This is a genomic window from Candidatus Eisenbacteria bacterium (assembly GCA_005893305.1).
Lineage (GTDB): Bacteria > Eisenbacteria > RBG-16-71-46 > SZUA-252 > SZUA-252 > WS-9.
Genome location: VBOZ01000010.1, coordinates 71162 through 93424, shown reverse-complemented (window position 1 = coordinate 93424; position 22263 = coordinate 71162). Strand labels below are relative to the sequence as shown.

Here is a 22263-nt window from a genome sequence, read left to right as displayed (position 1 = left end):
GCGGAGAGGAGCGGATCGGGCATTGGCATCCGATCGACGCAGGCTTTTCGGGACGTCGCCCGCTCGAAGAGCTGGCCTGACCGCGGGCGAGCCGTCCACGGGGGATCGACATGAGCGCCTCGTTCGCGATCACCAATCCGCGCATCAACGAATACCTTCTTAAAGTCCAGCGCGACCGACATCCGATTCTCCGGCCGATGGAAGCCTACGCCGAGCGGCACGGCTTCCCGATCATCGGCCCCCTCGTCGGGCGCGTCCTCTATCAGCTCGCGCGGGCGATCCGCGCCCGCCGCGTCTTCGAGCTGGGCTCGGGGTACGGCTACACGGCGGTGTGGTTCGCGTTGGCGGTCGGCCCGAGAGGGCGGGTCGTGATGACCGAGGGGGATCCCGCGAACTCGAAGCGCGCGATGAAATATCTCGGGCGCCGCTCGTGGGCGACGCGATCGGACACCTCGAGCGCGAGCGCGGCACGTTCGACGTGATCCTGAACGACATCGACAAATGGCAATATCCCGAGGTGCTTCCCATCGCGCGGAAGAAGCTCCGAACGGGCGGCCTCCTGATCACCGACAACATGCTCTGGAGCGGCCGGGTGCTTCGGAAGCGGGGCGATCGGAATGCGCGAGGGGTTCAGGAGCTCACGCGCCTCCTCTACCGGGCCCCCGATTTCCACACGACCCTGCTCCCCATTCGGGACGGGGTCACCGTCAGCCTCAAGCTCTAACCCCCCGTGGACAAGCGCGACGTCGCCCGCACCCTGTCGGAAATCGCCGTCCTCCTGGAGCTCAAGGGAGAAAACCCGTTCAAGATGCGGGCCTACGAGAACGCCGCCCGCGCGGTCGAGGGCATCTCCGAGGATCTCGGCACGCTCATCGAAGCGGGAACGCTGACCGAGATCGACGGCATCGGCGAGTCGACCGCTCAGAAGATCACCGAGCTCTGGAAGACCGGGCACATGAAATTCTACGAGGAGCTCGTCGATTCGATCCCGCACGGCTACCTCGAGATGATCCGCGTCCCCGGCTTGGGCCCGAAGCGGGTGCGGCTGCTCGGTGAGACCCTCGGGATCAAGTCGCTGGCGGAGCTCAAGCACGCGGCCGAGAAGGGCGCGATCCGGGAGCTCAAGGGATTCGGCCAGCAGTCCGAGAAGAAGATCCTCGAGGGGATCGCGTTCCTCGAGGCCGGCGGCGGACGCCGGCTCGCCGCCGACGTCCGGCCGCTGGCGGAGGAGCTCTCGAAGAAGCTCCGGAAGCTCCCCGCGGTGACCCAGGTGGAGGTGGGTGGGAGCCTCAGGCGGTGGATGGAGACCGTGAAGGACGTCGACCTGCTCGTCGCGACGGAGAAGGCCGAGGAAGTCGGGAAGGCGTTCCTTTCGTTCGTCCCCGACGCGACGATCATCGCTTCAGGAGAAACCAAGATTTCGGTGCGGCTCCCGGACGGGCTCGCGGTCGACCTCAGGCTCGTGACGCCGGAGGAGTTCCCGTTTGCCCTCCACTACTTCACGGGCAACGTCGCGCACAACATCCGCGTGCGGTCCCGGGCGCTGGACCGCGGATGGAGCCTCAACGAGTACGCCCTCACCGGGAAGAAGAAGCCTCCGCCGATCCGCACGGAGGCCGATCTATTCGCGGCCCTCGGGCTCGCCTACATCGAGCCGGAGCTGCGCGAGGATCGCGGCGAGATCGAGGCCGCCGAGAAGAACGCCCTGCCCGATCTGGTCACACTTCGGGATTTGAAGGGGCTCCTCCACTGCCACACGACCTACAGCGACGGCGTTTCCACGCTGGAGGAAATGGCGCGCGCTGCCGAAGAATGGGGAGCGTCCTATCTGGGCATTTCCGACCACAGCGCCACCGCTCGCTACGCGAACGGGCTCTCGGAGGCCGATCTGAAACGCCAGCACAGGGAGATCGACGCTTGGAACGCGACTTCGAAGAAGCTCCGGATCCTCAAGGGAGCCGAGGTCGACATCCTCCCGGACGGTGCGCTCGATTACCCGGATAAGGTCTTGAGCCGGCTCGATTTCGTGGTCGCGTCGATCCACACGAACTTGACGATGAGCGAGGCGGATATGACACAGCGCGTCGTCCGTGCGATCAGGAACCGGTACGTGGGCATCCTCGCGCACCCCACGGGCAGGCTGCTTTTCCAGCGGGAGGGATTCCGAATCCGGCTCGACGAGGTATACGAAGCGGCGAGCGGAGAAGGCGTGGTGATCGAGGTGAACGCGAGCCCGCACCGGCTGGATCTCGATTGGCGTGAGATTCACCCGGCGAAGGAGCGGAAGATCCGGTTCGCGGTCAACTCCGACGCCCACTCGGCCACGGGCTACGACGACCTCCGTTACGGGATCGGGGCGGCGCGCAAGGGCTGGCTTACCAAGAAGGACGTGGTCAACACGCTCCCAGTCGAGAAGGCGCTCGCCGTTCTGCAGGCTCGCCGGTGAAGCGCCGGAAACGCGGGGGCTCGACGGTGCGGAAACGCGGGGCCGCGACGGTGCGGAAGCGCGGGGCCGCGACGGACCGGAAGGGGGCCGACGGCACGGTCCAGATCTTCCCCAACGATCCCGAGTCCACGGTCGGGCTGGTTCCGGCGACGCCCCTGCCCCGCGCGCTGGGCGAGCCCCCCTTCGTGATCGAAGGGCGCCGCTACGCCCCCGCCCCCTACGCCCCGGGCACCCTCGCGTTTCAGTACTGGCAGGGCGAGGTGGCGCTCCAGCGGACGATCCACGTTTGGGAAGACCTCCTCGAGCGCGATTTCTCCGCGTGGCATGGCGGGACGCCGCTTCGCGTGCGGCTGCGCGCCGGGAAGGATCTGAACGCGTTCTACGATCGGAAGAGCCTCCAGTTCTTCTACGACGTCGACAAGACCACCGGACGCACCGTCTTCGCGGCGGAGAGCCTCGACGTCGTGTCCCACGAGACGGGGCACGCCGTCCTCGATGTCTATCAGCCGGGCTACTGGTCGAGCGTCGATCTGGAGACGGCCTCCTTCCACGAAGCATTCGCCGACTGTTCCGCCCTCCTGACCACCCTGACCGATCCGGCCGTGCGGAAGGCGTTCCTGAGTGAAGCCGGCGGCCCGGGCCGGAAAAGCAACCTGGTCTCCCGCCTCGCGGAGGCGCTCGGACGGGCGATCTTCGACAATTTCGGTCCGGGCGCGAACAGCGATCCCACCCGCCTTCGCGACGCCAACAATTCGTTCCGCTACGCCCCTCCCGATTCGCTTCCGTCCGGCGCCCCCGAAACGGACCTGGCGGCCGAGCCGCATTCTTTCTCGCGCGTGTTCACCGGCGCGTTCTACGACACGCTGGTGTGGCTCCTCGCCCGCGAGATGAAGCAGGACTCGACCGAGGCGGCCGTGGAGCGGGCGAGACGACTCGCGGGCCGGATCCTGGCCCGCGCGGTGGAGACGATCGCGCCCGGCGAGGCACGCTACCGCGCGGTGGCGCTCCGGATGCGGGAGATCGACCAGTCCGAGGAAGGGGGCGTGGCCACGATCGGAATCGAGGAGGCGTTCGCGCGCCACGGGATCCGGCTCCCCGCTCTCGCCGCGGGCCGGGCGCGCGGGGCTCGGGCACGCGCGGCTTCTTCGGGTTATCGGGCGCTGAGCGCTCTGGACCCAGACCGCCCGGGCGGCGCCGCGGCGATCCGGGCCGCGCTTGGGGTCCCGCGCGGCGCCCGTCTCGAGCGGACCACGCTGCCCGCCCGCGTCGGGGGCGGCGTTCGCGAGCAGTTCATCCATCGCGATTCCGTCACGGTGCGCCACCCTTCACTGGGTCGCTTCAGCGGGGTGGTCGTGCGGGTCCTCTGCGGCTGCACGTTCACGCGGGATCCGGCCGGAAACGTCGAGGGTGGAACCCTCGCTCCGCACCCCCACCCTACCTCGACCGAACTCGCCCGGCATCTGCGCCGCTGGATCGCGATGGACGCGATCGAGCCGAGGCGCTCGGGTCCCAGTTCGAGCCGCGAGCTGTTTCGCGCGCGAAAGCCGTTCCGGGTGAGCCGCTCCCGGATGATCGAGCGCGTCTATTTCGACTGAGGCCGCGCCAGGAGCCTTACCGCGTTTCCGGATGGATCGGCCGCTTCGCCGCCGCCGGGCGCTTCGGTGACCGGGACTCCGGCCGCGCGAAGGCGTTTGAGAATTCCGTCGAGGGTTCCCGTGTCCGGGAGCAGAACCTCGAAGTGGAGTAGGCCCAGAGCGCCCGGTGGCGGTGGCGGCGCCCCCACGCCGGCCCAGGTATTGAGCCCGATGTGGTGGTGATAGCCGCCCGCCGCCAGGAAGAGGGCGGTCCGGCCGAAGCGCTGCCGGAGCTCGAAGCCGAGGATCTCCGAATAGAACCGCTCCGAGTCGGCGAGGTGCGCGACGTGAAGGTGAACGTGTCCCATGCGCGTCCCGGAAGGGAGTCCGGCCTGTGGCGCGTCCTTGGGCCCGCACTCCGCCAGAAGGCTCTCCACGTCGAGCGGATCCGTGGTCATCCGCAATTGGCCGTCAACGATGGGCCACTCCTCGCGCGGCCGGTCGCGGTAGATCTCGATCCCGTTGCCGTCCGGGTCGGAGAGGTAGAGGGATTCGCTGACCGAATGGTCGGACATCCCGGTGAGCGGCACGCGCTTGGCGATCAGGTGCCGGAGCGAGCGGGCGAGGTCCCGCCGCGACGGAACGAGGAGAGCGAAATGGTAGAGCCCCGTCGTCCCCCTCGGCTTGGCCGCGCCGGGGGCTTCGACCAGCACGAGGAGCTCCGAGTTCCAGGCGCCGAGGCGGGCGACGTCCCCAACCCGCCCCTGGAGCCTGAGGCCCAGGCCCTCGGTGTAGAACCCGATCGCCCGGTCCAGGTCCCTCACGCGGAGGTGAACGGCCCCGACGGCCGTCGTGGCGGGGAGCCTGGGTAGGGACAGCTGATCCGACCTACTCAGGGGCGGTCTCCCGCGCCGCCTCCCAGAGAAGAGACTCGCGGCCGGGGGCGGCCACGAGCTGCATGCCGACCGGCAGCCCGTCGACCTTCCCGATGGGGAGCGAGAGCACGGGAACGCCCGCGAGGTTGAACGGGGCGGTGAGGCGGGTCATCACCCGCGCCAGCTCGGCGCCCTCGCGGTCTCCGATCGTGGTGGCGGGAATCGGCGTCGTCGGCGCGGCGAGGACCGAATGGTCTCCGAGCAGCGCCGTCAGGAATTCCGTCCATTCGCGCTGCACGTCCCTCGCGCGCGCGTAGTCGATGCCCCGGATCTCGAAACCGCGGCTCATGCGCTCGGCGAGGGCGCCGCCGAACCAATCCGGATGCTCCCGGAGACGCTGCTCGTGGAACGCAACCGCGTCGCTCAGGAGAATCACGGTGTTGGCGTCCCACGTCCCTTCCGGATTCCCGGCGTCCAGCGTCTCGGTCTCGCCAAGCCGGGACGCCGCCTCCCGGACCAGCTCGACGATCCGCGGGTCGACGTCGTCGAAGAAGAAGCTCCGAGGGATGAGAATCCTCGGCCGCGGCGCCGCGCTCCGGCGAAAGTCCGAGATCGCCTCGAGGAGAAGGAACGCGTCCTCGACCGAATTCGCCATCGGCCCGCCGTGATCGAGCGAGCGCGAGAGCGGGGTGACGCCGCGCAGGCTCACGAGGCCATACGTGGGCTTGAGGCCGACCACGCTGCACAGGGCCGCGGGAATCCGGATCGATCCGCCGGTGTCCGTGCCCAGCGCCAGAACCGCCAGGCCCGCCGCGAGCGCCGCGCCCGATCCGCCCGACGAGCCGCCCGGAATCCGGGTCGCGTCGTGAGGATTCCGCGTCGGGCCGAAATGAGGATTGTTCGTGCTCACCCCGAACGCCCACTCGTGGAGCGCGGCCTTTCCGAGCAGGACCGCCCCCGCCGCGCGAAGCCGCGCCACCACGTCGCTGTCCACGCGCGCGGGGGGCGGGTGAAACCCGGGATGGGCGCCCGCGGTCGTCACGTGACCGGCGACGTCGAAGAGATCCTTGATCGCGACCGGGATGCCGTGAAGCGGCCCGCGGTCGCGGCCTTGCTTGAGCTCGCGCGCCGCTTGGGCGGCGGACCCGCGCGCCTCGGAGGCGAAGACCTCGTAGTAGGCATTGAGCCTCGGATTCTCGCGGGAGATCCGCTCCAGAATCTCGTCCGTCAGGTCCGTCGGCGTCAGGGACCCGTCCCGAAATCGCCGGGCCGCGTCGGAGGCAGTCGTGGCCGTCTCCACTCCATCGATCACGAGATCGTCTCGCCGGGCTTCATCTCGACGACCTCGATGTCGGAGCGGTCTTTGAGTTTCTCCCGGAGCGCGGCCGGGGTTCCGGTCAGCGCCGGGGAGGTCGAATGGTGGATCGGGATGACCGTGCGGGCGCCGATCATGCGCGCGGCCACCGAGGCTTCGAGCGGCGACATCGTGTAGAGGTCGCCGATCGGGAGGGCCGCGATCCGCGGCTGATAAAGTTCCCCGATCAGCCTCATGTCGCTGTGCGCGGCCGTGTCCCCGGCGTGATAGACGCGCGTGCCGTTCTCGAACTCGATGACGTAGCCGCAGGGCTCACCGGCCGGGTAGAGCGAATCCCCCTCGCGGATGCTGCTCGAGTGGGACGCGTGGACCATCGTGACCTTGATTCCGCGGAGCGCCACGGTTCCACCCTTGTTCATCCCGTGGAGCTTCCCGATTCCCTTGTGGTGGAGGTAATGGGCGATCTCGTGCATGCAGACGAGGTCTGGCTCATGTTTCCGCGCCAACGTGAGGCAGTCGTCGAAGTGATCGGAGTGCCCGTGCGTGATGAGCAGGAGGTCGAGCGACTTCAAGTCCTTCGCCGCCTCGGGACAGGCGGGATTCGAATCGACCCAGGCGTCCACGAGCACCGAGCGCCCCTTCTCGGACCGGTAGAGGACCGTACCGTGCCCGAGCCACGTGATCGAAACCCCCAGCGCCGCGCCGCTCACCGGGCCCTCCTGCCCCGGGCGGGTCCCCGCCCTGGTTTCGCCGCCACCGGGCTCTTCCGCTTTGCCGAGCCCTTCCGCCTTGCGGCGACGTTCCGTTTCGCGGGACCTTTCTTCTTCGCGGGATGCTTCTTCTTTGACGCGGCGGCTGCCGTTCGCCTCGGCGCGGCGGCCTTCCCCTTCGGCGCGCGCGCCCTTCGCTCCCACGGCGGGGTTTGGCCGCCCAGGAAATAGGGCCCGCTCGGGCAGAGATCGACCACCGGGCAGTCGGCGCAGATCGGGCCCCGCGCCGCGCAGGTGCGGCGGCCGTGGAAGATGAGGAGATGCGCGAAGTCGATCCAGTCCTCCTGCGGGAGCAACGCCATGAGATCCCGCTCCACCTGCTCGGGCGTCTTCCCGCGGCTCAACCCGAGTCTGCGCGAGATCCGCTGGACGTGGGTATCGACCACGACGCCCTCGGACAAGCCGTACCCGACGCCGAGGACGACGTTGGCCGTCTTTCGCGCGACCCCGGCGAGCGTGAGAAGCTCCTCCATCGATCGCGGGACGGTTCCCCCGAACGTTTCCATGATCCGCTCCGAGGCCGCGCGGATCGCCTTCGCCTTGTTCCGGTAGAAGCCGGTCGAGCGGATGATCTCCTCGAGCTCTCCCTGACTCGCCCGGCTCATGGCGGCGGCGTCCGGGAATCGGGCAAAGAGTCCCGGCGTCACCATGTTCACCCGAGCATCGGTGCACTGGGCCGAGAGAATGGTGGCGACCAGAAGCTGGAAGGGGTTCTCGTGCTCGAGCGCGCAGGCCGCGTCGGGGTAGGCCTCCCGAAGCCGGCTGATCAGCAGGCGGACATCCATATCAGTTCTCGCGCCGCTCCTTGGGGTAGCGGTGACGCGCCCGATCGAGGACGTCCTGCGTGGCGGAGGCGTCGGCGAGAACCCGGTGCACCGCGCGATAGCGGAGCTCCGTGCTCTCCATCTCGAGCAGCTCCTGCTTCACCGCCGCCTCGACGTTCAGGTTCATCGCGATCGTGTTCAGGACCGCGTCGGCGTCCATCTGCGCTCCCAACGTGGCGGCCAGGTCGAGGGCGGCCCCCTGGCCTTCGTTGAAGCGCCGGAACATGGCCAGGAGCTCCTGCGACTCCTTCGGAGTGGACTCCTTCCCGCACCAGCCCTCGTCCTCCGTGAGCCGGTGCAGCCGCGCGATCCGAAACGGATGGTCGCGCTCGAAGCTTTGGATCGCAACCTTGTACTCGCCGAGGAGCGTGAGGTTGTAGCGGCCGTCATCGAGGAGCTGGTGGCTCACCACCTTGCCGACGCATCCGACCGCGTGAACCTCGGGAGAGCCGTAGTAGTCGGCCTCCCAGCCCGGCTTCAGAAGGGCCATGCAGATCGACTGGCCTCCCTGGATCACTTCGTCCATCATCAGACGATAGCGGGGCTCGAATACGTGGAGCGCGAGCAGGGCCTTCGGAAAGAGGACCACGTTTGGAAGCGGAAATACGGGTTGGGTTTCCAGTTCGTCCGCCACGCGCCGATGCTACCACAGGGGCCGCGCTGCCTGAAGCCGCCGCGGCGCTCGCCGATCGCATCCGCGCGGAGGCGACGCGGCTCGGCTTTGACGCGATCGGTTTCGCGCGGGCCGAGGCGCATCCCGACGGCGGAAGGCTCCTCGCCTGGCTCGCCGAGGGGCGCCACGGAACGATGCGCTGGATGGCGCGCGACACCGCTCGGAGGGTCGACCCCGGCGCCGTTCTCGCCCGCGCGCGCACGGTGATCTCGGTCGCGCTGAGCTACTACCGCGGCGGCTGGCCGGGAGACGCCGAGACGGCGACGCTCCGGGGCAGGATCGCCCGCTATGCGTGGGGCCGCGATTATCACAAGCGCGTCCGCAAGCGGCTACTCCAGCTGACGCGCGCGATCCGCGTCTTGGCGCCGTCCGCCCGCATCGTCCCCTACGTCGACACCGGTCCGATGCTCGACCGCGGGTGGGCGGAGCGAGCGGGCATCGGCTGGATCGGGAAGAACACGAACGTGATCTTGAAGCGGGCCGGCTCGTGGCATTTCCTCGGCGAGCTCATCACCGACCTCGATCTCCCGCTCGATGCGCCGTCGAAGAACTATTGCGGCTCCTGCTCCCGCTGCATCACCGCCTGCCCCACCGGCGCGATCGTGGGGCCCTACCAGCTGGACGCCCGGCGCTGCATCAGCTACCTGACCATCGAGCACCGGGGCGGAATCCCGCTCGATCTGCGACCCGCGATCGGGACCCGGATCTTCGGCTGCGACGATTGCCAGGAAGTCTGCCCCTGGAACCGCTTCGCCACGCCGACGTCGAATCCCGACTTCGCGGCGCGCCCCGAGCAGCAGACGCCCGAGCTGATTCCGCTCCTCGCCATGGACGAGGCCGCCTTCACCGATCGCTTTCAAGGGACCGGACTCCGCAGGGCTGGCCGGAATCGGTTCGTCCGAAACGTCGCGGTGGCTCTGGGGAATCTCGGCGACCCGCGGGCGATACCGGGGCTCCGCCGCGCCCTCCTCGAGGACCCGGACCGCTTCGTGCGCGGCCACGCCGCATGGGCGCTCGGCAGGATCGCCGCATCCGACGCGACCGAGGCACTCCGCGCCGCCGCGATGTCCGAGCGGGACGCGGAAGTGCTCGGCGAGATCGAGTATGCTTTGGGGACGACGACGGGCGATCGATCGCCCCTACACGCGACTCCAGGGAGGTAGCCATTGATGAGCCGCTTCTTCGCAGCGATCCTGCTCCTTGCCGTGATCGGCGCTCCGCGCCCGGCCGCGGCCGGTCAGATGATCCACTACACCCAGGACGCCACGAGGTTCACCGGCTACCTGGCGCTCCCGAGGGGCGAAGGGACGCACGCCGCCGTGGTTGTGGTCCACGAATGGTGGGGCCTGAGCGATTGGGTGAAGCAGCAGGCCGACAGCCTCGCGTACAGGGGCTACATAGCGTTCGCCGCCGACCTCTATCACGGGCAGGTCGCGCATGACGAAGCGACGGCGCATCAGCTGATGAGCGGGCTCGTCGAGGAGGACGCGATCCGGACGCTCCGCGCATCCGCCGATTTCCTGCGTTCTCGGGACGACGTGCGCGCCAACGCGATCGGGGCGATCGGATGGTGCATGGGCGGGAAATACGCGATCCGCCTCGCGGCCGCCGATCCGGGGATTCGCGCCTGCGTGATGTACTACGGCACGCCGATTACCGACAAGGCAGCGATCCAAGGGCTCCAGGCCGCGGTCCTCGGCAACTTCGGCGGCCAGGACAAGGGGCCGAGCCCGGACCAGGTGAAGGCGTTCGAGGCGGCGCTCCGCCAAGCCAACAAGAAAGTGGACTTCAAGATCTACCCCAGGGCGAGCCACGCGTTCGCGAATCCCACCAACCCGTGGGGGACCTACCGCGAGGCCGATGCGAGGGACGCCTGGAGGCGGACGCTTCTCTTTCTCGATCGGGAGCTGAAGAAGGCCTCGGTGCCCAGGGGCGTCAAGTAGCCGCGCCGCCGATGCCGAGCCGCACGGCCGAGCCCGCGCGACGCTTCCGCCTCCACGAGGTGGCCGCGGGGATCCTCTGGAACGGCTCCGAGGTCCTGATCGCCCGCCGGGAGGAGCACGACCACCAGGGAGGCCGTTGGGAATTCCCGGGGGGTAAAAGGCAAGAGGGCGAGAGCATCGAAGATTGTCTGCGGCGGGAGATGCTCGAGGAGATCGGAATCGAGGTCGAGGTGGGCCCCCTGTGGCGCGCGCTCACGCACGTCTACCCCGATCGCGCGGTATCCCTCTACTTCCATCTGTGCGAGATGTCGCGCGGCACGCCCCGAGCCATCGAGTGCGCGGAGGTGCGTTGGGTGCACCCCCGCGCGCTCGCGGATTTCACGTTCGTCGAGGGGGACGTTCAGATCCTCCCCGACTTGGCCCGGGATCTCTCCTCGCGGATTCGATGAGCCGAGCCGCGAGGTACTAGTCCGGAAGTCTCCGACTCACGATTTCGAGGGCGCCGCGTCGGCCTTGGCGGGAGGCTCCGCGGGACGGATCACGCCCTCGATCCCGATCCGGATCTCGACGTCATCGCCCAGCATCGTGCCGCCCTGATCGAGGGTCTTGTTCCAAAGGATGTTGAAGTCCTTCCGGTTGACCTTCGTCACCGCCTCGAAGCCGGCGCGCTGCTCTCCCCCCATGCTCGGCCCCGCGCCGAGGAAGGTCACGTCGAGCGTGGCGGGCTTGGTCACGCCGCGCATCGTGAGATTCCCCTCCACCATGAGCTTTTTGTCGGCGACCGGCGTGACCTTGGTGCTCTCGAAGGTGATCGTCGGGTACTTCTCCACGAAGAAGAAATCCTCGCTCTTGAGATGCCCGTCGCGCTTCTCGTTATTGGTGTTGATGCTCGCGGCGACGATCTCGGCCTTCACGGTCGAGGCCGCCGGCTTCTCGGGGTCGTAGACGATCGTCCCCGAATACTTCGTGAAGCTGCCCGGCACCTTGCTGAAGAAGTGGCGGATCGAGAAGCCGACCTGCGAGTGGTTCGGATCGATCGTCCAGGTGGACGGCGCGGCTTGGGCCGCCGACGCCAATGCGAGACCGAGGGCAAGAGCGACGGCTACGACGGATCTTCTCATGGGGAGACACCTCCGATTGGGATGGGGTCCGGGCCTCTCCCGGACAAGGGTGCCGGCGTCCCGGGGTTGAAGCCGGACCGCCGTTTGCCTACTATCATGCTGGCTCGCATTTAGATGCACGGTTATCGGGGCCGATTCCCGGCGCCTCCCCGGGCCCCCCGGCATCTAAAACCCATGCGAAGGGAACCCTGTTCCATGACGAAGGTCCACGACATCATCATTATCGGCTCGGGCGCGGCGGGACTGACCGCCGCGATCTACGCCGCCCGCGCGAATCTGGCGCCGGTCGTCCTGGAGGGCGTCCAGCCGGGCGGACAGCTGACGATGACGACCGACGTCGAAAACTTCCCCGGCTTCCGCGACGCGATCATGGGACCGGCGTTGATCGCCGAGATGAGGGCCCAGGCCGATCGCTTCGGGGCGGAGCTCATCCGGGTCGACGCGGATCGCGTGAACTTGAAAGCCACGCCGATCGAGGTCGCCGCCGGCGGGACGACGTTCTTGACCCGCTCCCTCGTCATCGCCACCGGTGCCTACGCCAAGCTCCTCGGTCTCCCGAACGAGAGCAAGCTCATGGGCCACGGCCTCTCCGCCTGCGCGACGTGCGACGGTTTCTTCTTCAAAGGGAAGCGCGTGATCGTGGTCGGCGGCGGCGACACGGCGATGGAGGAAGCCACCTTCCTGACCAAGTTCGCGAGCCACGTCACGATCGTCCACCGCCGCGACGAGCTCCGTGCCAGCAAGATCATGCAGGAGCGAGCGCGCGCGAATCCCAAGATCTCCTTCATCTGGGACACCGAGGTGATCGATATCGTGGGAGCGGACGGACAGGTCACGGGCGTGAAGCTCCGGAACACGAAAACCGGCGCTCTGAGCCAGATGCCGGTCGACGGCGTCTTCATCGGCATCGGACACCAGCCCAACACGAGGCTTGTCGAGGGACAGCTCCCGCTCGACGCGAACGGATACATCCTGACCCGCGAAGGGACCCAGACGATCATTCCCGGCGTCTTCGCGGCGGGCGACGTTCAAGATCACGTCTACCGCCAAGCGGTCACCGCGGCGGGGAGCGGCTGCATGGCCGCGATCGACGCGGAGCGATACCTCGAAGCGCAGAAACACGCCGCCGGAGTTCCCAAGGGCAAATCGGAGCCCGCCAAGGCGCCGGCCGCGTGAGCGAGCAGCGGGAGGCGCTCGAAGTCGACGTCCTCTTCGTCGGCGGCGGTCCGGCGGGCCTCGCGGGCGCGCTCAAGCTCTCCCAGCTCGTCGCCGCCCACAACGAGCGCGCCGGCGCGGGGGGAGCGCCCCCGCTCGGCGAGGTTTCGATCGCGGTCCTCGAGAAGGCTTCCGCGATCGGAGCACACGGAATCTCGGGCTGCGTGCTCGATCCCCGCGCTCTCCGGGAACTCCTGCCCGACTACCGGGACAAGGGCGCGCCGATCGAAAGCGACGTCACGAGCGACGATCTTTATTACTTCACGGAGCGCGGCCAGGTCCGCTTCCCCATCCTCCCTCCCCCACTCCAGAATCACGGGAACCACGTCGTCTCCCTGGGCCAGCTCGAGAAGTGGCTCGGCGGATTGGTGGAGGCATCGGGCGCCTACGTCCTCCCCGGGATGGCCGCGGTCGAAGGGCTCTTCGAGGAGGACCGCATGGTCGGCGTCCGCACCGGCGACAAGGGAATCGATCGCCGCGGAAACCGGAAGCCCAATTTCGAGCCCGGCTCCGACGTGCGCGCGAAGGTCACGATCCTCTGCGAGGGAGCGCGCGGATCGCTCTCGAAGCGCCTTGCGCCGAAGCTCCGGCTGGAGGAAGGGCGCGCGCCCCAGGTCTACGCGGCGGGAATCAAGGAAGTCTGGCAGATGCCGGCCGGGCGCGTGCCGAAGGGACGGGTCATCCACACGATGGGCTCCCCGCTCGATCGGCACACGTTCGGTGGCGGCTTCATCTACGGCATGGACCATGACCGGTGGTCGGTCGGCTTCGTGGTGGGACTGGATTACTGGGACCCCAGGACCGATCCGCACGGCCTGTTTCAGGCGTACAAGCGGCATCCGTTCGTCGCGTCGCTCCTCCAGGGCGGATCCATCGTGTCCTACGGAGCCAAAGCGATCCCGGAGGGCGGCCACTACTCGGTGCCGCGCCTCTCGTGGGCGGGTGGGCTCCTCTGCGGCGACAGCGCCGCCCTTCTCAACTCTCAGCGGCTGAAGGGCGTTCACCTCGCGATGAAATCGGGAATGCTCGCTGCCGAGACCGCCTTCGAATCGCTCCTCGCCGGAACGCAGGACGCGAAGACGATGCGCGCCTACGACCGCCGGGTGCGCGCGTCATGGATCCATGAGGAGCTTTGGCGCGTTCGGAACTTCCACCAAGGCTTCGAGCGCGGGCTCTGGATGGGGATGCTGGACGCGGGCCTGCAGCTGGTCACGGGCGGGCTCGGCTTCGGCAATCGGCCCACCTGGGCGCCGGGGCAAACGAGGATGAGGAAGCTTCGAGAGCTGGGGATCGCACCGGTCTCGCTCGAGGAGACGCAGCGGCGTTACGACAACGTGTTCACCTTCACCAAGGTGAACGACGTCTTCCACTCGGGGACGAAGCACGACGAGGATCAGCCGAGCCATCTGCTCGTGGCGGACACCTCAGTCTGCGCGACCCGCTGTCGCGAGGAGTACGGAAATCCCTGCCAGCACTTCTGCCCGGCGAACGTCTACGAGATGGTTGCGGATGGAAACGGCGGGGGTCTGAAGCTGAAGCTCAATCCGTCGAACTGCGTCCACTGCAAGACCTGCGACATCGCCGACCCGTATCAGATCATCACGTGGGTCCCGCCCGAGGGCGGCGGCGGTCCGAACTACCTCCACCTATAGTTCTTCGGCGCGCGTCCGCTCGCGGGGCGGCAGCTAGCTCTTCGGCGGGGAGCCGCTAGCTCTTCGAGGAGCCGCCCGTCAGTATTTCGGTACCGTCGGGTCGATCAGCTCGGACCAGCCCTCGATCCCGCCCGTGAGGCTCCGGATCTTCCGAAACCCGCGCTCCCAGAGGAGCAGGCAGCCGTCGACGCTCCGGTCGCCGTGGTGACAGTAGACGATGATCTCGCTCTGGGAATCGAGCTCGTCGATACGCTGGCCAAGCTCGGAGAGCGGGATGTGGATCGCCCCTTCCAGATGGGCCTTCTCCCACTCCCAATCCTCGCGGACGTCGAGCAGGATCAGATTCTCCCCCGCCTCGACCATCTCGCTCACCAGCTCGGGCGAGATCTCGAATTCGAGGAAATGATCCCTCACTTCTTCACCTCGGGGCTTCCGACGGCCCGCTGGAGGCGCGCCGATACCCACGCCAGGTAGGCAATCCAGAGAATTCCGGTCAGGATGTAGGCGACGATCGCGTAGGTCATGCCCGCCTCGCTTCCCCCGGCTCGAACGCGCGGGCAGCCGCGTCGCGGGCCGCCGCTTCGCGCGCCCACTCGAGCCTTAGCCGCCGCTCCAGAACGGCCGCGAAGAACACGATCCATGCCAGCATCGAGAACAGGAGCACCTGACGCATCTCGCCGGTCATCGTCACGCTTCTCGGGTGGAGGGATCCGCGCCACCACTCGACCGATTTCCAGACGATCGGGAGGTTCACGAAGAAGACCACTTCCATGATCGCCGAGATCGTCCGCTTGGAGCTCGACCGGATCGAGGCGCGGATGACCTGATAGGCCGCGTAGAGAATCCAGAGGATGAAGAACGTCGTGAGCCGCGGCTCCCACGTCCACCACGTGTTCCAGGCCGAGCGGGCCCAGAGGGGACCCGTGATCATGACGACGGTCGCGAAGACGAGCCCGACCTCGCACGAGGCCGCGCCGACCGCGTCCCAGATCCACTGCTTGGTCGCGAGGTAGGCGATTCCCGCCCCGAACGCGATCCCGAACGCCAGGAGCGTCACGATCGCGCTGGGCACGTGGATGTAGACGATCTTCTGGACCGGCCCCATCACGGCCTCGACCGGCGCGCGAAAGACGATGGCCAGGAGCGAGATTCCGACCAGGGCGAGCGCGGCGATCCAGAGCCACTTTGCTCCTTTGAGCCACCAGTCGGGCACGTTTCGGTTCATTCCGCCGCCTCCTGAATCGATTCGTAGAGCCAAGCCGCGAGGGCGATGCCCAGAACGTCCATCACCACCATCACCTTGATCCAATCGCGCACGGGCTCGATCGTCCCCCCGTCCCACAAGGCGTGCGTCAATTTTACCGCGCCGATCCAGAGGGGAACCAGGGATGGAAACAGAAGAACCGAGAGGAGGAGCTCCCGTGCTTGGAGCCCGCGAGCCAGTGCCGCGAACAGCGTTCCCCACGCACTATAACCTACGAGCGCCAGGCCGACAACGCACAAGAGCGCGGGGAGCGCCGCGAGGCTTCCGACGTCGAAGAAGACGGCGGTCAGGGGCAGGAGGAGCAGGAACACGGCGCCGAGGAGCAGAACGTTGGCAAGGGTCTTCCCGAGGTAGAGCGAGAACGGGTCCGCCCCCGTCAGGCGGAGCGCATCCGAGCCCCCCGATTCCCCCTCCAGATCCTGCGAGCGGCTCAGTCCCAGGACGCCGGCGAAGAAGAGCGCCGCCCAGACAGTCGCGGCCGCTTCCCGGGGCGGATCGCCGAAGATCGGCCCGAATGCGACGCTCAGGATCAGCACGAGCGCGGCGCTGAAGAGTCCGAGGGTGGCCAGGAACCGCGCGTCGCGGACGTAGAGCATGAGATCCTTCCGCGCGACCTCGAGGAACGTCATTCCGCCTCGATCCGGCCGCGATCGAGCCGGGCGGCGCGGGTCGTGACGCCGGCGGCCCGGTCGCGGTCATGCCCGATCAGGAGCGTCGCGGCCCCGCGGGCGCGACACTCGCCGATGATCGCGTTCAGCGCGGAAACGCCCTCCGTGTCGAGGCCTGCGTACGGCTCGTCGAGGATCAGGACGCGAGGATTGCCGAGGAGCGCGCGGGAGAGGACCACCCGCTGAAGCATTCCGCGCGAGAAGGTCGCGAGCGGCGTATTCGCGAACGCGGTCAAGCCAAAGCGCTCCAGCAGGGCCGAGGCCGTCGCGGCCGCGCCGGCGACCGCGGCGAGCCGGCCGAAGAACTCGAGATTTTCGAGAGGGGTCAGGCCGGAGTAGAGGAGCGGCTGGTGCGTCGCGAAGCCGATCGCCCGACGGGCAGCGCGCCGGTGCTCGCCCACCGGTTCGTCGTCGAGCAGAACCTCGCCGTCGTCCGGAGGCAGGAGCGTCGCGAGAATCCGCGCAAAGGTCGTCTTCCCCGATCCGTTCGCGCCGGAGAGGAACACGACGTCCCCGGGCGAGAGCGTCAGCGAGGCCCCCGCGAGAACGGTCCGCTCGTCGAAACGCTTCCGGACGGCGTCGGCGCGGAGGATCACCGCGGGAGAATCAGCGCGTCCCCGCCCGAGGCTGATCGGAGAGGATCGCCTCGAGCCGGCGCTTCAGGTTTCCTCGAACCAGGGCGTGGCTTTCCTTCGAAAACTCGCCCCTCTCCAGCCCCCGATCGAGCGCGTCAATGAGGAAGAGGTAAATGGAGGACAAATCGTCGTCGGGAAGAGGTTGTGGGGGTGATGTGCGTGTAGCGGATCCGATTGGAGCGGCGAAGCGCATTTCTTCTCCGGCGCGAGCAGCTCCAATCGGATCCGCCCCACCCGCATTCCTCCCGCGCCCCTTCTTGGCTGCGAACATGAGTGCGGCGACAATCAGAAACGGCGCCACAACCCACGGATAAATCTTCGGATTGGACCAGAAGCCCGCCCCCTGGATCCGCATCGTCACCTCGGCGCCGATCGGAAAGTCCGCGCCCTGATAGAGCTCGAATTTCCGTCCGTTCTGCTCGCGCTGCCCGGCGTACCGAAGCGACGCGGACTCGAGGTGAAGCTTGGGGTCCTCGATCAAGACCACGAACTTGGCGGTCGGAAAGTAGAGCCGGTGCGAGAGGTCCATGCGGCCGGAGAGAGGGACGTTGTAGGTGAAGCTGAACGGATGGGTGCCCGGTGGGATCGGCCGGAGGCTCGCGAGGTCCCGCCCCTGGACGCGCACGCTCTGCGGGTCTCCCCCCATGCCGGGCTGGAATTCCTTGACCGAGGCCGGAAGCCCGAGCCGGATTCCCGCGTTCTCGGCATGGTTCAACCCGGTGCCCAGGTAGGCGGTCTTGCCAGAGTTCTCGAAGACGACGATCTCGGTCACCTGGAGGAGGTCGGGTTTGCGCTCGACGATGATGTGATGGTTGGTGACGTGGACCGCCGCGATCTCGCGTCCCACGTCGTAGATGGTGAGGTCCTGCGAGGCGATCCCATTCGCTGCGGGCTCGACCGGGCCTTCCGTGTAAACGGCTCCTTCGTACTCCGTCGAGACGAAATAGGATAGGTGCGGGTCGGCGGCTAGGCCGTCGAATCGGTACTCGCCCTCGGCGCCGGAGGTCGCGGTCTTCCCGGGGAGTTCCTCGGTTCCGTTGACGACATGGAGCGAGACGGGAACTCCGGAGGTGGGCTCGTGCCCTTCGCCCTTCAGGACCCGCCCCTGGACCGTCAGCGCCTGGGCGCTCCCGGCCATGAGCGACGCGACCGAGATGGCGAGCGCGGTCGCCGCGACGATCACGGCCCTCACGACCCGCCCGCCTCCACGCGGCCGCGCCGGCTCCGCTTGTACTCCTCGATCAACCGCTCCACGCGATCCCCACCCTCGATCACCACGGGTCGCCGCTGCGCCTTGGGAATCTCCTTGTCCTCTTCCGCGAGCACCGCCAGGACGTCCGTCATGATCTCCTCGCGCATCCGCGCATGATCCTCGGGAGAAATCTTCCCCGAGTCGCGGTCGAAATCGAGCTCGATAAGGGCGCCGTAAAGGCGCGCCTTCCGCTCGGCGATCGAACGGCGCCTCGCCTCGATCGCCGGCTCTACCCACATCCGCTGGCCGCGCAGATAGAGAAGCGGCGAGAGAACGAAGAGGAGAACCACGAGGACGAGGCAGACCTGGGCGAGGAGGGTCACGGGATCGGTGCCGGAGTTACGGGCTCGGCGCGGGGCGGGCGGCGGCCGCCGTCACTCGCCCATCCGTTTAAGCTCGGCCTCGGCGCGCGCGCGGAGCCTCGCGAGATCCTGATCGGCGGTGGTCGGCGCGCCAATCAGTCCCCCACCGACGGTTCGGCCAGGGCCTTGAACGGCCACGCGGCGCCGACCCACCCAGCGCCGAAGCACGAACGCCGCGATGAGGAAGCCGATCGCGGTCGCGACAAATGGCGCGATCCAGACGATCAGGTTGAAGCCTTCCGCCTTCGGAGCGCCGCGAATCACCTCGCCGTATTTGGCGACGAGGGAAGCGACGATCTGATCCTTCCCCTTCCCGCTCTTGAGCGCGTCGGTCACGAAGCCCTGCATGGCCTTGCCGGTATCGCAGGTGCAGCCGCTCAGGATCTCGCCGCAGGAGCAGGGGCAGATGAGCTGGCTTGTGATGGCACGCGCCGGGTCCTTTCTCCCCGCCGCCGACTCGACGGCGAACCCGGGTGTGGGCGCGATCCACGCCGCGGGCATGGCGAGAAGAGCGAGAACAACGAACGCGGCGCCCGCGCGCTTCATCCGAGCAGCTTCTCCTCGCGCTTCAAGCGCATCCGGTCGCTCAGCGCGATCAACGTGCCGAATACCATGACGATCCCGCCCAGCCATACCAGGCTGACGAGCGGGTTGATATAGGCCTGGATGGAGGCCGAGCCGTCGTCGTTCACGCCGCCGAGGATCAGGTAGAGATCCTCCGCAGGGGTCGGCCGTAGCGCGACCTCGGTCATCGGCTGCTGCGATTTCGAGTAGAAGGCCTTCGAGGGGTGCATCAGCTGAAGGGCCTTCCCGCCCTGCGATACCTCGACGGCGGCCCGCGTCTGCATCGCGTTCTTGATCTGCTTCTGGTCGACGCCTTGGAGCGTCAGCGTGTACGACCCGATCGCGAGCGACTCGCCCGGCTTGAGCGGCGCGTGGGCTTCCTTCTGGAACACAGAGGAGCCGAGCACGCCGACGAAGATCATCACGACCCCCAGGTGGACGATGTAGCCGCCGTAGCGGCGCTTGTTCTTCTGCACGAGGTGGATCATCGCGACCGGCGACGCCGCCGGCTCCGCGTCCTTTCGCGCTTGAATGCCGCGCGCGAATTCCATCGCGATCGTCGCGAGCACGAACGCAGCGCCCGCCACGCAAACGATCGGGTAGACACCGTGAAGGCCGAACGGGATTCCCGTAAGGGTCGCGAGCAGGCCCACGATGCTCGGGATCACGAAGTTCCGCTTCAAGACCGACGCCGTCGCGCGCTTCCACGAGAGGACCGGCCCGATGCCGGTGAGCAGCAGGAGGGCCAAGGCGATCGGGACGTTGACCCGGTTGAAAAACGGCGCCGAGACCGAGATCTTCTCGCCGGTCACGGCCTCGCTGATCACAGGGAACGTCGTGCCCAGGAACGTCGCGAAGGTCAGAGCGACGAAGAGCACGTTGTTGAAGAGGAACGAGCCTTCTCGCGAGACCACCGCGTCCATCCTGTTCTCGCTCTCGAGGAGCACCTTCCTATAGAGGATCAGCGCGGTCGCCGCGGTGCTCGAGATCAGGATGAATCCGAGGAACCAGGGGCCGATGTCCGACTCCGCGAACGAATGGACCGACGTCAGAACGCCCGATCGGGTCAAAAACGTCCCGAAGATCGAGAGCTCAAACGTGAGCACGATGAGCACCACGTTCCAGGTCTTGAGCATTCCGCGGCGCTGCTCGATCATCACCGAGTGGAGGAACGCGGTCCCCACGAGCCACGGCATGAGCGACGCGTTCTCGACGGGATCCCAGCCCCAGTAGCCGCCCCACCCGAGCTCGATGTAGGCCCACCGCGCGCCCAGAAGCACGCCGAAGCCCAGGAACATCCAGTTGAAGAGCGTCCACCGCCGGACCTCCTCGATCCACCGCGTGCCCGTGCGGTTCATCAGGAGCACCGCGATCCCGAAGGCGAACGGGATGATGAAGCCGACGTACCCCGTGTAGAGGATCGGCGGGTGGATCATCATGCCCGGGTCCTGGAGGAGCGGATTCAGGCCGTTGCCGTCCGCAGGCGGCGTCGCCAGGATCCGAAACGGCGAACAGACGAACGTGAGGAGACCCGTGAAAAAGATCATGACCGTCGCGACCACCATCGCCACGGCGTCGTAGAACGGATCGAACCGCTTCCGATAGCACCAGAGGAAGGCCGCCCCGTAGCTGCTCAGGATGAGTAGCCAGAGGAGGAGCGACCCCTCCTGGCCCGCCCAGAGGGAGGTCGCCGCGTAGTAAGGGGGAAGGTCGAGGCTCGTGTGCTCCGCCACGTACCGGTAGGAGAAATCGCGGGCCACCAGGGCCCGCTCCAGAATGATGGTCGCCAGGAGCGTGAGCCCGCAGACGATCCAGACCGCGCGGCGGCCGCTCTTCAGCGGGCCCGCCATCCCCGTCCTAAGACCCCACGCGATCGAAAGGACCGCGTAGCAGGAGCAGGCGAAGCCGAGGATCAGCGCGAGTCTTCCGATCTCGCTCACGAGCGGTCCTTCCCCAGCCCTTCGGCTTCGTATTTCGAGGGACACTTGGTCACGAGCTTCGACGCGTGGAGGGTCTTCTGATCGTGCCGGTAGGTTCCCTCCACCACGACCTCGCGCCCCGCCGCAAAGGCATCCGGCATCAGGCCTTCGTACACGACGCCGATCGCTCGATCCCCGTCGGTCATCCGGAACGCGAGGCGAGGCGCCTTCTGGTCGTAGACGACGCTCCCGGCCGCGACCTTTCCATCCAGCCTAAAGCCGCCCGGTTTGGGAGCATGGGAGAGCTGAGACAGCTCGGTCACGGTCATGTACTGGAGGCCCGTCTGCTTCACGCCGGACAAAATGAGGTAGGCCACCGACCCGATGACGGCGAAGGTGATCAGGATCAGCCGAAGTGACGCCTTATTCACGGGTTTGTCCGCCCGGAGGGGAGATACGCATCTTCAACATAGTACCCACAACCGGGGCGGATTACACCATGACTTGCGGAGGCTGAAGAACGCGGACCAGGACGATCCCCGCGAGGAAGCCGCCCACGTGCGCCCACCACGCCACGCCGCCCCCGGCCGCGCCCAGGGTCACGAATCCTCCGATCGCCTGCGCCACGAACCAGAGCCCGAGCATGAGCCACGCGGGAAGCTCCATCATCTGGAGGAAGAATCCGAGCGGCACGAGCGTAACGACCCGCGCATTCGGGAATCGGACAAGATAGGCGCCGAGCACGCCCGCGATCGCACCGCTCGCCCCGATCGTGGGCACGGGCGATAGAGGGGAGAGGTAGTAGTGGGTGAGCCCCGCCGCGAGGCCGCAGAGAAGATAGAAGAGCACGTAGCGGAAGTGCCCGAGCGTGTCCTCGATATTGTCCCCGAAGATCCAGAGGAACCACATGTTCCCGATCAGGTGAAGCCAGCCGCCGTGCAGGAACATCGATGTGAAGAACGGCGCCACGATGCTCTCGAAGCCGAGGGTCTTGGTCTCGAGGCCGTAGGTGATGTTCCGGGGGACGAGCGCGAAGGCCAGGACGAAGCGGTTGAGCGAACTGCCGAAGGACAGCTCGAGGAGGAACGCCGCCGTGCACGCGAGGATGATCGCCACGGTGACGGCCGGAAATCTACCGGAAGGATTGATGTCGCGGATCGGGATCATCGAGCCGCCAATCTACCCTGTGGA

Annotated in this window: 26 protein-coding genes; 10 read left to right on the top strand and 16 right to left on the bottom strand. The window is 67.5% G+C overall.

What is annotated here, in order from left to right; all coding sequences use genetic code 11:
• The 5 genes from E6K79_03635 to E6K79_03615 form a co-directional block, all read left to right on the top strand.
• On the top strand, positions 1-80 hold an 80-nt coding region (locus tag E6K79_03635; GenBank protein ID TMQ66084.1), incomplete at its 5' end, for a DUF2203 family protein.
• 30 nt (positions 81-110) lie between these two features.
• Positions 111-482, top strand: coding sequence for a hypothetical protein (locus E6K79_03630; GenBank protein ID TMQ65968.1), 372 nt, complete (start codon positions 111-113; stop codon positions 480-482).
• Positions 332-724, top strand: coding sequence for a hypothetical protein (locus E6K79_03625; protein ID TMQ65967.1), 393 nt, complete (start codon positions 332-334; stop codon positions 722-724). Before E6K79_03630 ends, E6K79_03625 begins: the two co-directional genes overlap by 151 nt.
• Before the next feature lie 6 nt (positions 725-730).
• Positions 731-2446 (top strand): DNA polymerase/3'-5' exonuclease PolX, encoded by a 1716-nt coding sequence (polX, locus tag E6K79_03620; protein ID TMQ65966.1) that lies wholly within the window; start codon positions 731-733, stop codon positions 2444-2446.
• Positions 2443-4041, top strand: coding sequence for a hypothetical protein (locus E6K79_03615; protein ID TMQ65965.1), 1599 nt, complete (start codon positions 2443-2445; stop codon positions 4039-4041). The genes polX and E6K79_03615 overlap by 4 nt, the downstream gene beginning before the upstream one ends.
• Here E6K79_03615 and E6K79_03610 read toward each other — a convergent pair.
• Genes E6K79_03610 through E6K79_03590 form a run of 5 tightly spaced genes read right to left on the bottom strand, consistent with a single transcriptional unit; the run spans position 4029 to position 8438 of the window.
• Positions 4029-4898, bottom strand: a complete 870-nt coding sequence (locus E6K79_03610; protein TMQ65964.1) for a VOC family protein — start codon at positions 4896-4898, stop codon at positions 4029-4031. The genes E6K79_03615 and E6K79_03610 overlap by 13 nt on opposite strands.
• A gap of 10 nt (positions 4899-4908) precedes the next feature.
• Positions 4909-6207: an amidase gene (locus tag E6K79_03605; GenBank protein TMQ65963.1), complete on the bottom strand. Its 1299-nt coding sequence runs from the start codon at positions 6205-6207 to the stop codon at positions 4909-4911.
• Positions 6204-6905, bottom strand: a complete 702-nt coding sequence (locus E6K79_03600) for a metal-dependent hydrolase (protein TMQ66083.1) — start codon at positions 6903-6905, stop codon at positions 6204-6206. Before E6K79_03600 ends, E6K79_03605 begins: the two co-directional genes overlap by 4 nt.
• 11 nt (positions 6906-6916) lie before the next feature.
• Complete coding sequence (gene nth, locus E6K79_03595; GenBank protein TMQ65962.1) at positions 6917-7765, bottom strand: endonuclease III; 849 nt, start codon at positions 7763-7765, stop codon at positions 6917-6919.
• A 1-nt stretch (position 7766) separates the two neighbouring features.
• A complete protein-coding gene (locus tag E6K79_03590; GenBank protein ID TMQ65961.1) occupies positions 7767-8438 on the bottom strand; it encodes a hypothetical protein in 672 nt (223 codons plus the stop codon).
• Here E6K79_03590 and queG point away from each other — a divergent pair.
• The 3 genes from queG to mutT are packed head-to-tail and all read left to right on the top strand — an operon-like array spanning position 8354 to position 10869.
• Positions 8354-9640 carry a tRNA epoxyqueuosine(34) reductase QueG gene (gene queG, locus E6K79_03585; protein ID TMQ65960.1) on the top strand — a complete coding sequence of 429 codons (1287 nt, stop codon included), beginning with the start codon at positions 8354-8356 and terminating at the stop codon, positions 9638-9640. The two genes, E6K79_03590 and queG, sit on opposite strands and share 85 nt — an antisense overlap.
• Positions 9641-9646: 6 nt before the next feature.
• Positions 9647-10420 (top strand): dienelactone hydrolase family protein, encoded by a 774-nt coding sequence (locus tag E6K79_03580; GenBank protein ID TMQ65959.1) that lies wholly within the window; start codon positions 9647-9649, stop codon positions 10418-10420.
• Between the two features lie 11 nt (positions 10421-10431).
• Entirely contained in the window at positions 10432-10869 is a 438-nt protein-coding gene (gene mutT / locus E6K79_03575) for an 8-oxo-dGTP diphosphatase MutT (protein ID TMQ65958.1), read from the top strand.
• Positions 10870-10905: 36 nt separating this feature from the next.
• Here the strand turns inward: mutT and E6K79_03570 are convergent, their stop codons facing one another.
• On the bottom strand, positions 10906-11541 hold the full coding sequence (locus E6K79_03570) for a YceI family protein (GenBank protein TMQ65957.1): 636 nt from the start codon (positions 11539-11541) through the stop codon (positions 10906-10908).
• 195 nt (positions 11542-11736) lie between these two features.
• On the opposite strand from E6K79_03570, the gene trxB reads away from it, so the two are divergent.
• Entirely contained in the window at positions 11737-12717 is a 981-nt protein-coding gene (gene trxB, locus E6K79_03565) for a thioredoxin-disulfide reductase (protein ID TMQ65956.1), read from the top strand.
• Entirely contained in the window at positions 12714-14408 is a 1695-nt protein-coding gene (locus E6K79_03560; GenBank protein ID TMQ65955.1) for an electron transfer flavoprotein-ubiquinone oxidoreductase, read from the top strand. Before trxB ends, E6K79_03560 begins: the two co-directional genes overlap by 4 nt.
• Positions 14409-14486: 78 nt before the next feature.
• Here E6K79_03560 and E6K79_03555 read toward each other — a convergent pair whose 3' ends face one another.
• The 10 genes from E6K79_03555 to E6K79_03510 all read right to left on the bottom strand — a co-directional run bounded on the left by E6K79_03555 (position 14487) and on the right by E6K79_03510 (position 22239).
• Positions 14487-14795, bottom strand: coding sequence for a rhodanese (locus E6K79_03555; protein TMQ66082.1), 309 nt, complete (start codon positions 14793-14795; stop codon positions 14487-14489).
• Between the two features lie 133 nt (positions 14796-14928).
• On the bottom strand, positions 14929-15633 hold the full coding sequence (locus tag E6K79_03550) for a cytochrome C assembly protein (GenBank protein ID TMQ65954.1): 705 nt from the start codon (positions 15631-15633) through the stop codon (positions 14929-14931).
• Entirely contained in the window at positions 15630-16301 is a 672-nt protein-coding gene (locus tag E6K79_03545) for a hypothetical protein (protein ID TMQ65953.1), read from the bottom strand. The genes E6K79_03550 and E6K79_03545 overlap by 4 nt, the downstream gene beginning before the upstream one ends.
• Positions 16298-16972 (bottom strand): heme ABC exporter ATP-binding protein CcmA, encoded by a 675-nt coding sequence (gene ccmA / locus E6K79_03540; protein TMQ65952.1) that lies wholly within the window; start codon positions 16970-16972, stop codon positions 16298-16300. The genes E6K79_03545 and ccmA overlap by 4 nt, the downstream gene beginning before the upstream one ends.
• Complete coding sequence (locus E6K79_03535; protein TMQ65951.1) at positions 16947-18167, bottom strand: carboxypeptidase regulatory-like domain-containing protein; 1221 nt, start codon at positions 18165-18167, stop codon at positions 16947-16949. The genes ccmA and E6K79_03535 overlap by 26 nt, the downstream gene beginning before the upstream one ends.
• On the bottom strand, positions 18164-18550 hold the full coding sequence (locus E6K79_03530) for a hypothetical protein (GenBank protein TMQ65950.1): 387 nt from the start codon (positions 18548-18550) through the stop codon (positions 18164-18166). Before E6K79_03530 ends, E6K79_03535 begins: the two co-directional genes overlap by 4 nt.
• A 51-nt stretch (positions 18551-18601) precedes the next feature.
• Positions 18602-19222, bottom strand: coding sequence for a cytochrome c-type biogenesis protein CcmH (locus tag E6K79_03525; protein ID TMQ65949.1), 621 nt, complete (start codon positions 19220-19222; stop codon positions 18602-18604).
• The gene (locus E6K79_03520; protein TMQ65948.1) at positions 19132-21093 is read right to left on the bottom strand and encodes a heme lyase CcmF/NrfE family subunit; all 1962 of its coding nucleotides are present in this window, start codon (positions 21091-21093) and stop codon (positions 19132-19134) included. The genes E6K79_03525 and E6K79_03520 overlap by 91 nt, the downstream gene beginning before the upstream one ends.
• Positions 21090-21503, bottom strand: a complete 414-nt coding sequence (locus E6K79_03515; GenBank protein TMQ65947.1) for a cytochrome c maturation protein CcmE — start codon at positions 21501-21503, stop codon at positions 21090-21092. The genes E6K79_03520 and E6K79_03515 overlap by 4 nt, the downstream gene beginning before the upstream one ends.
• Before the next feature lie 61 nt (positions 21504-21564).
• Entirely contained in the window at positions 21565-22239 is a 675-nt protein-coding gene (locus E6K79_03510; GenBank protein ID TMQ65946.1) for a rhomboid family intramembrane serine protease, read from the bottom strand.
• Positions 22240-22263: the final 24 nt, after the last annotated feature.